Origin of the sequence: Catenibacterium sp. UBA627 (assembly GCF_002299355.1) — a bacterium.
In the GTDB taxonomy this organism is placed as follows: Bacteria; Bacillota_I; Bacilli_A; order Erysipelotrichales; family Coprobacillaceae; genus Catenibacterium; species Catenibacterium mitsuoka.
Genome location: NZ_DBPF01000139.1, coordinates 1 through 8,617, shown reverse-complemented (window position 1 = coordinate 8,617; position 8,617 = coordinate 1). Strand labels below are relative to the sequence as shown.

The following is an 8,617-nucleotide window of genomic DNA, read 5'->3' as shown; positions in this document are numbered from 1 at the left end:
AGTCCCGAACGATGGAGGATACAGGGCTCGAACCTGTGCCCTCCTGCTTGTAAGGCAGATGCTCTCCCAACTGAGCTAAACCTCCGCTGCGGCTACTATATTATCATCATATTTATTCTAAGTCAACAGAAAATAGAAACTTTTTTGTAGTTTTGTATATAGGTATATTTGATTAAATGACGCTTTTTTTAATTTTTATTGATTTCTTCAAGTTTTTTTCTATTTTATTTGCTTTTTGTTATAGAAACGATTACAATTTAACTGTACCAGATAACAGGTACATTTTAAAGGCTCTTGTTTAAGGCCGCTCTCAATGACACATACATTTGCTTTCCTTATTCAAGAGCTTTTATTGTGTCATGGGAGCATTTTTTTATTTGACAAATACTCTAATAGAGACTATATTCATTTAAAGCAGAGAGGTGATAGTATGCAAAGATTCACATTTGATGATGAAGATGACTCTATTCAAAAAGCTAAGAGAGTAAATTCTATTCAACAGAAAGAGAACGAGCCAGAAGTCAAAGAGGTAGTCAAAACGAAAGTGAAACATAAGAAATCACATTCTTTACCTAAACGTACTAAAACGAAGGTAAAGTATAAAGAGAAATCACATCCTGTGATGACTTTCATTAAGAATTTCATATTATTAGTATTACTTGCAATTATATTAGTGGCACTTGCGTTTGGTATACGTTTTTATTTAGATAACCCAGAAACAGTGAAACAGTGGTTCTGGCAAGGATATCGTTATTTATTCAGATAGAAAAAGAGGTCCTGATGGGACCTCTATTTGTTTACCTGAATGATGAAGAAATAAGCCATTGTCTTACCTCTAGGCACATCATAATGTTCTATGAGTGTAAGATAGTCTGAATTAAGTCTTAAATTCTTCTCTACAAGAGATATTTCAGTTGTATAGATAAATACATACCCTTCTGGTAAAACGTGTCTATGGATACGTTTAAAGAAGTTATCATAGATATTCTTTAAAGCACGTGTATCTTTCATCTGTGCATAAGTAGGCATATCAGTAAATATTTCATCAAACATTTCATTATTCACAAAACGGTTGGCATCTTTATTTACAAAGTGGATTGGCTGATTAGCCGCAATCGCATTTTTCTTAGCTGCTTCTAAGCCTTCTCCATAAATATCTAATCCCATAGCAAACTTAACTGGTTTAGCCATACATCTTTCAATAAGTGTAACACCACTACCACAGAATGGATCTAATACACGAGAATGCATACCCATATAAGGTTTAGCCACTTCCATAAGTGTTGCTGCTACATAAGGCTGCATTGAGTTAGAAATGATTTCACGTCTATAATTAAAGCGTGGATTGTCCAATGAACTCAACTTTAAATAAACATTAACTGTTCCAGGCCTTAATTCTCTAATTAATAATTCAATATCATAATCAGATGTCACATTCTGAAGATATGAAGGCATCTCTTCAATAAGTTCTTTTACTATATCATTGATGACAGCTGATTTCTTTTCTCTCATCTGATCAACTAAACGATAATAAAAACATCCTTCAGCATCATATAAACGATGAAGTACATCCACTAAGTTACTTGACGCAATACGTTTACCAATAAGAGTTCCATCCTGAGGAAGTCCTGAACAGCCTGATAACGGGAAAATCATCTCTCTATAATTGCGTAAGCCTAGAAGATCATAAATAGCCTTTGTACGGACTAATACACCCTGTCCGACTGGTTTATAACGTAAATGTTTCACCTGTTCAAAGAGTGTATATTGATAATAAGGAAGTGTTGTAAGAATAACATCGACTTCTTTATGCAATAAACGGATTGATTTCTTCTTATGATAAGAATATGAACGAATCATCGGATTTAATACTTTTAATTGTGCTTTGATATGCTTGCTGTCTACCACCTCAGAATTCATGAGTTCATTCTGTATTTCCTGTAATTCCTTAATATAACGCTTACAGTCATAACGACTCATTCCTTTTAAATAAGCATCCTTCACAAAGTCCTTTTTTTCATTCTTATAAGCATCTAAAAGAACAGATGCCATCAAAGGATTCTTTGTATAGCCTAATAATAGTGCCGCATTCTTTCTTACCTTAGGATCTTCATGAGTTAAACAATCACATAGTTTTTCTACAATAGGACCTTCTAATGTATCAGTTGATGTCATTGAACCTTTTAATTTTATTAGATTTTGACGCAGATCAGTGTCTGCGAGAATATTCTTCACAACATTTTTTTCCATATAAAACACCTCATAATCATATCTATTATATCAAATTCATCCATTTGTTACTATAAAAAAAGTGTCTTAGAAGACACCTTTTTGTGTAATTATGTAATTAAGTGATACATCAAGTGGATGAGGATGAGTATTTTCTACTTCCTGGAAATCAAATGCCAGACCAATAGTTATAGCCTCGGTCTTTTTTAAACAGCGATCATAGAAGCCACGACCATAGCCAATACGATTATGATTCTTATCGAACATCAGCAATGGTACTACAATCACATCTAAATCCTTAACATCCATATGTTCATTAGTAGAAGGTTCCAATATATGAAAAGCCCCTTCTTTTAAATCATCCATACTATATATTCTCTGGAAATCCAGTTCTTCTCCTACACATTTCGGTACATAGATTTCCTTTCCTAACATATATTTCTCAATCAAATGAAGCGTATCCACTTCATGGCGATATGACATATAAAAGCCAATTCTTTTCGCATTCTTAAATGCAGGCATTTCTTCTAGATAAGAGGCAATTCTTTTTGAATAAGAAAGAAACGTCTCTTCTTCCAAAGCGAGACGTTTCTTAATCATCTGTTTTCTATCCAATAGCATCTTCTGACATATCAAGCTTAATAAGCTGATTTAATTCAACAGCATATTCCATAGGTAGTTCTCTGCTGAATGGTTCAATGAAGCCCATGACAATCATTTCTGTTGCCTGTGCTTTAGTGAGACCTCTGCTCATTAAGTAGAAGAGCTGATCTTCTGATACTTTAGATACAGTGGCTTCATGTTCAATAATAGAATCATTATTGGCCATGATATTTGTAGGTACTGTATCACTTGTAGAAATCTTATCTAGAATTAATGTATCACATTCTACCTTACTCTTACAGTCACAAGCATTCTTGTTATGACGGACAAGTCCTCTATAGTTTGTCTTACCACCATTTCTCGCAATAGATTTAGAAATAATCTGACTTGATGTATGAGGTGCTGCATGAATCATCTTAGCCCCAGAATCAATGATCTGACCTTTATCCCCTACTGCAATAGTAATAACTGTGCCCTTGGCTCTTTCTCCTGCAAGAACGCAGCAAGGATATTTCATAGTTACAAGTGAACCGATATTACCATCCACCCATTCCATTGATCCACCTTCCATAACTTTAGCACGCTGTGTTACTAGGTTATAGATATTCTTAGACCAGTTCTGGATTGTTGTATAACGACAATGTGCATTCTTGCCGACAATAATTTCTACAACACCAGCATGAAGTGAATCTTTAGAATATGAAGGTGCTGTACATCCTTCTACATAATGGATATCGGATCCTTCATCTACAATAATTAAAGTTCTTTCAAACTGTGCCATACGTTCAGAATTGATTCTAAAATATGACTGTAATGGCTTATCTAATTTAGTATGAGGTGGAACATAAATAAATGATCCTCCTGACCAGACAGCCCCATTTAATGCAGAGAACTTGTTGTCATAATATGGAATAACAGTATCAAAATACTTTTTGAAGATTTCTGGATATTGTTTTAATCCAGAATCGATATCCAAGAAGATAACACCCTTCTCTTTGACTTCTTCAAGCATATTATGATAAACAACTTCAGATTCATATTGAGCACTTGCCCCTGCTAAGAACTTCTGTTCTGCTTCAGGAATACCCAAACGATCAAATGTATTCTTGATTGTTTCTGGTACTTCTTCCCATTTATCTGTTTTGGTATCTGATGGACGATTATAATATGTATAATCGTCAAAATCCATCTTAGATAAATCAACACCCCACTTAGGCATCGGCATCTTTAAGAACTGTTTTAATGACTTGATACGATATTCAGTCATCCATTCTGGTTCTTCTTTAATGGCTGATATTTCTCTAACGATATCTTCATTTAACCCTTTAGGTGTCTTGAAGACAGATACATCCTCATCAGGATGATCTTCTATCACTTCAGCTTGTGGAATATTAAGATTCTCAATAGCCATCTCTATTCCTCGCTTCCTTCTAATAATTTTAAGAATCCAGTCCAGCCTAAAGTCGCACACTTAATACGATTGGCCTGCTTATGCGTATTCTTAAACGCAATTGCTTCTTCAAGAAGTTCTGGATCATATTCTTTTTCGTAAATCATATGCATATAGTTATCCACAATATGCGCTGCTTCTTCTTTTGTCTTTCCTTTAACTAGTTCAGTCATGATAGAAGTAGATGCTGTACAGATGGCACATGCTTCACCATCAAAACGCACATCTTCCACGACATCACCATTAAACTTAGCCTGGACATCAATATCATCAATACAAGTACTTGAATCCATATTGACTTTCTGATATGAATCATCATCTACAAGTCCATGGTTTCTAGGATTCTGATAATGGTCCATAATAATTTCTCTCATGATCATTGGATCATCCAAAGAATGCATCAAGGAAATCATCTCCTTTCTTACATGCTTCAATAAACTGATCAATTTCTTCTTCAGTGTTATAGAAATAGAAAGAAACACGACAAGTTGTTCTTACTTTTAAGAACTCGTCTAAAATCTTGGCACAATGTTCACCAGCTCTAACCGCAATACCATAAGTATTAAATAGGCTAGCTGCATCCTGCGCAAATACATCTTTAATATTAAAGGCAATAGCACCTTCTGAGTTTGGATTATATACAGTGACATTATCCAACTGAGACATCTTCTCAATCGCATAATGACGTAATTCTAATTCTCTTTGACGAATATTGTCCATACCGATGCTCTGTAAGTATTTAACAGCTGCACCTAAGCCAATAACACCTTCAATATGAGGTGTACCTGCTTCAAATTTATATGGTGGTTCCTTTAGTGTGACAAGTCCACAGCTGTTATAGCGTGAATTAGATCCTCCACCAAAACGTGTAGGCTTTGTTTCTTCTAATAACTCATATTTACCATAAAGAACACCAACACCTGTAGGACCACACATCTTATGACCTGAGAAAGCTAAGAAGTCCACATCATCACGTACAACATCTGTGACAATATGTGGTACACTCTGTGCCCCATCTGCCACTACAATAATACCCTTAGAATGAGCATATTCTGTGATTTCCTTGATAGGTACTTCATAACCTAATACATTTGTTACAATCGCAAGTGAAATAATTTTTGTATTCTCTGAAACAGCCTTCTTGACATTTTCTAATGTCATACGACCTTCTTCATCTAGTTCAATATATTTCACAACAGCACCTGTTTCTTCCGCTACATCAAACCAAGGTAATGTATTAGAGGCATGTTCTGCCACATTCAAAAGGATTTCATCACCTGCTTTTAAATGTGTTTTGGCATAACCATTCGCAATTAAGTTAAGTGAATCTGTTGCACCACTTGTAAATACAACTTCTTCTTTTCTCTTTGCATGAATAAAATGCTGAACCACTTCTCTCGCTTCTTCATAAGCGACATCCACCTGATGAGATAAATCATAATCTCCACGATGGGCATTTCCTGAATAGCTGGATAAATATTCACATACTGCATCAATCACACATTGAGGCTTTAATGTAGTCGCACCATTATCAAAATAAATCAGTGGCTTGCCATGCATTAATGTCTTTCCATCCAACATAGGAAAGTCTTTTCTTGTATCCTTACAATTCACCATAACTAAGCACCTACCTTTGATAACGCCAATTCAAAACGTTCCTTGATCATCTGATTATCTACTACTTCGACTACTGGCATTAAATAACCATAAGTAATCAGCTGCATAGCCTGACGTTTAGTCAAGCCACGTGACTGTAAATAATAAAGATGTTCTTCATCCATCTTCCCTACACCAGCTGCATGAGAAGCCTGGACATCATATTCATCAATATATAAGAATGGATTTGCACTTGCATAACATTTTGGATCAAAGACAATGATCTTATTTGTCTGATGTGATGCTGAACCATTCTGTCCATTTGTAATCGTACCAATACCATCAATCACAAGATGTGCTTCATCTTTCGCAACACCATAGTTATCCATGATACCAGTAGTATGGGGTGCATTATGTTTTATATGCACCTTATAATGTTTCTTTTCTTTATTCTTTGATAAAGCCGCCATTCTTAATCTGACATCTGCCCCTTCACCATCTAATTCAAATGTATAAGAGGCTTCAATAGAAGCATCAGATAATTCAGAATAGCCAAGCTGAAACATACTATCATGAGAAGAATGTCCTTCATCGAGATAAGTATTTTTTCCTGTTCCTCCATTTTCATTAAAGAAATTAACATGTGAATAAGCACCGTTAGTAAATGTACGATTTAATACACCGTTTTCTTCAACATGTCTTGTTTCAATCACTTCTGAATGGACATTGTCTTCAAATACATAATGTAGTGACATTTCATTCTTTACATCTACCACTACATGAAGCTGAATGGGTTCTCCATACTTGAATGTGATTGTTGTATCATTGACAACAACTTCTTTAGGAAGATTATCTTCTGTTACCTTCCCATCCACAAAATGAATATAGTGTTCAAAACTATACATTGCTTGTCACCTTATGACCACATACCCCGATAGAAACAACGTCTTCGTCTTCTTTTTCGAGTTCAATGCCTAATTCTTTCTTTACCCATTCATATCCTTCATTGTTGATCTTTTCAATTAGTTCAAAGCCACCTTCTACTACAATGTTTCCATCTACTAATACATGTACATGTGTAGGCTTTACTAATTCATATAATCTTTCATAGTGAGAAACCATAACTAAGCCAAAGTCTTCCTTTTTTGTTTCTCTCATTTCATTGATATTATCAGCGACAATACGTAACGCATCAACATCAAGACCTGAATCAATTTCATCTAATAATGCAAATTTAGGTTCTAGTAATTTCATCTGAAGAATCTCATTACGTTTCTTTTCTCCACCTGAGAACCCTTCATTTAAATAACGATGTGCTAGATTACCATCCATTTCTAAGTCTTCTGTTGCATGATCCATTGCCTTAATGAACTGATATAAGCTTAATGGTTTTTCTCTTCTTGCATTCATTGCAGAACGTAGGAAATCAGAGTTTGTGACACCTGGAATTTCCTGTGGATACTGCATTCCTAAAAATAATCCTTTACGGCTTCTTTCATCTACACTCATAGAAAGAACATCTTCACCATCTAATGTGATTGTTCCCTGAGTCACTTTATATTTAGGATGACCCATGATTGTACCTAATAATGTTGACTTCCCATTTCCATTAGGACCCATCAATGCATGGGTTTCTCCTGTATTAATTGTTAGGTTAATTCCCTTCAAAATCTCCTTGTCACCAATGGCTACATGAAGATCCTTTATACTCAAAACTGACATCATTTTTTCACCTCGAGAATTATTATAAAAGATTACTCGATTAACCTCAAATAATATGATAAAGAATTATGTCTTTCCTAAAGTGAAAAGTTAAAATTCCACTTTAAAAAGAAACGAAAATAATGTGGAATTTAGTCGTTCTGGATTATATTTTCATAAGAATATCGGATATTAATTCTGATATTCTTTTTGTTTTAGGATTGGAACTTAATCATTCGTACACTAGAAATGAGATTTTAACGTCATGAATCATGGGAATTTAAGGCGCAATAAAGTTATGGAATTTCGTTCATTTTTTTCGGGTGTAAGACTAAATTCCACTTTAACTGCATGTGCTATTGTCAGTCTGCATCTCATGTTTCATACATTCTCCGAATGATTTTAGTTATCTTCTTTCAATAAATATGATTTTATCATTTGCTATTTTTTTGATTCCAAATTCCATGAATCTATTGTATAAATCTGGATTAAGGAACTCCATCATTCCAGCGGAGACTTTCCCTTCAGGTTCTCCTTTGGCCGGGAATTGATGTGGGATACCATGAGATTGGCCTTCTTCTGTGAATCAAAACCAAGCACTTTGAGATTCGTCTCTTTAGGACATATGTAACGTACCTCCTTGTGGTTGTTCTCAAGGCTTCCTTTATGGCATGATGCCATAGAATCACAGTAAAAGACATAAGTTCGCATGCTGCCATCATTGTCTTTTTCCAATCCTTCTGCATCTGAGAATTCAGAACCTCTATCCGTCTTGATGACTTTCACTTCCTTTAGGAATAGGTCTTTTCCTAATATTGATTCAAGAGGGTCTACGCTTTCAACCATAGCCTTTGCACTCTTCTCTTCATGGTATATAATAAATATGAAAGAGTAAGACAGGAACTTAAAGGTCTGCATGAACGGACCGCTTTGTCCATTGTAGACAGTATCCATCTCGACGATACTAACGTTGTCATGATCGTCAGTATATGAGATGAAATCCTTATAGGTGCGGCCTTAAACTGGTTCAAAAGTCAA

General features: G+C 35.0%; 9 protein-coding genes and 1 tRNA gene. 1 reads left to right on the top strand and 9 read right to left on the bottom strand.

From position 1 onward, the window contains the following. Positions 1-12 precede the first annotated feature (12 nt). Positions 13-85 (bottom strand) — tRNA-Val (locus B2S90_RS09260). Between the two features lie 345 nt (positions 86-430). On the opposite strand from B2S90_RS09260, the gene B2S90_RS09255 reads away from it, so the two are divergent. Then, positions 431-766 carry a hypothetical protein gene (locus B2S90_RS09255; protein WP_055233187.1) on the top strand — a complete coding sequence of 112 codons (336 nt, stop codon included), beginning with the start codon at positions 431-433 and terminating at the stop codon, positions 764-766. Between the two features lie 23 nt (positions 767-789). On the opposite strand, the gene B2S90_RS09250 is transcribed toward B2S90_RS09255, so the two are convergent. The 8 genes from B2S90_RS09250 to B2S90_RS09215 all read right to left on the bottom strand — a co-directional run bounded on the left by B2S90_RS09250 (position 790) and on the right by B2S90_RS09215 (position 8,497). Continuing rightward, positions 790-2,250: a HEAT repeat domain-containing protein gene (locus tag B2S90_RS09250; protein ID WP_055233186.1), complete on the bottom strand. Its 1,461-nt coding sequence runs from the start codon at positions 2,248-2,250 to the stop codon at positions 790-792. A gap of 66 nt (positions 2,251-2,316) precedes the next feature. After that, a complete protein-coding gene (locus B2S90_RS09245) occupies positions 2,317-2,844 on the bottom strand; it encodes a 5-formyltetrahydrofolate cyclo-ligase (RefSeq protein ID WP_055233185.1) in 528 nt (175 codons plus the stop codon). Then, positions 2,837-4,243, bottom strand: coding sequence for a Fe-S cluster assembly protein SufB (gene sufB, locus B2S90_RS09240; RefSeq protein WP_278778547.1), 1,407 nt, complete (start codon positions 4,241-4,243; stop codon positions 2,837-2,839). The genes B2S90_RS09245 and sufB overlap by 8 nt, the downstream gene beginning before the upstream one ends. Before the next feature lie 2 nt (positions 4,244-4,245). Beyond that, positions 4,246-4,683 carry a Fe-S cluster assembly sulfur transfer protein SufU gene (gene sufU, locus B2S90_RS09235; RefSeq protein WP_006506422.1) on the bottom strand — a complete coding sequence of 146 codons (438 nt, stop codon included), beginning with the start codon at positions 4,681-4,683 and terminating at the stop codon, positions 4,246-4,248. Continuing rightward, the gene (locus tag B2S90_RS09230; protein ID WP_055233183.1) at positions 4,667-5,899 is read right to left on the bottom strand and encodes an aminotransferase class V-fold PLP-dependent enzyme; all 1,233 of its coding nucleotides are present in this window, start codon (positions 5,897-5,899) and stop codon (positions 4,667-4,669) included. Before B2S90_RS09230 ends, sufU begins: the two co-directional genes overlap by 17 nt. Positions 5,900-5,901: 2 nt before the next feature. After that, positions 5,902-6,783 carry a SufB/SufD family protein gene (locus tag B2S90_RS09225; protein ID WP_055233182.1) on the bottom strand — a complete coding sequence of 294 codons (882 nt, stop codon included), beginning with the start codon at positions 6,781-6,783 and terminating at the stop codon, positions 5,902-5,904. Beyond that, positions 6,776-7,600, bottom strand: coding sequence for a Fe-S cluster assembly ATPase SufC (gene sufC, locus B2S90_RS09220; RefSeq protein ID WP_055289510.1), 825 nt, complete (start codon positions 7,598-7,600; stop codon positions 6,776-6,778). The genes B2S90_RS09225 and sufC overlap by 8 nt, the downstream gene beginning before the upstream one ends. Before the next feature lie 480 nt (positions 7,601-8,080). Further along, positions 8,081-8,497, bottom strand: coding sequence for a transposase (locus tag B2S90_RS09215; protein WP_286696943.1), 417 nt, complete (start codon positions 8,495-8,497; stop codon positions 8,081-8,083). Between the last annotated feature and the right edge of the window lie 120 nt (positions 8,498-8,617).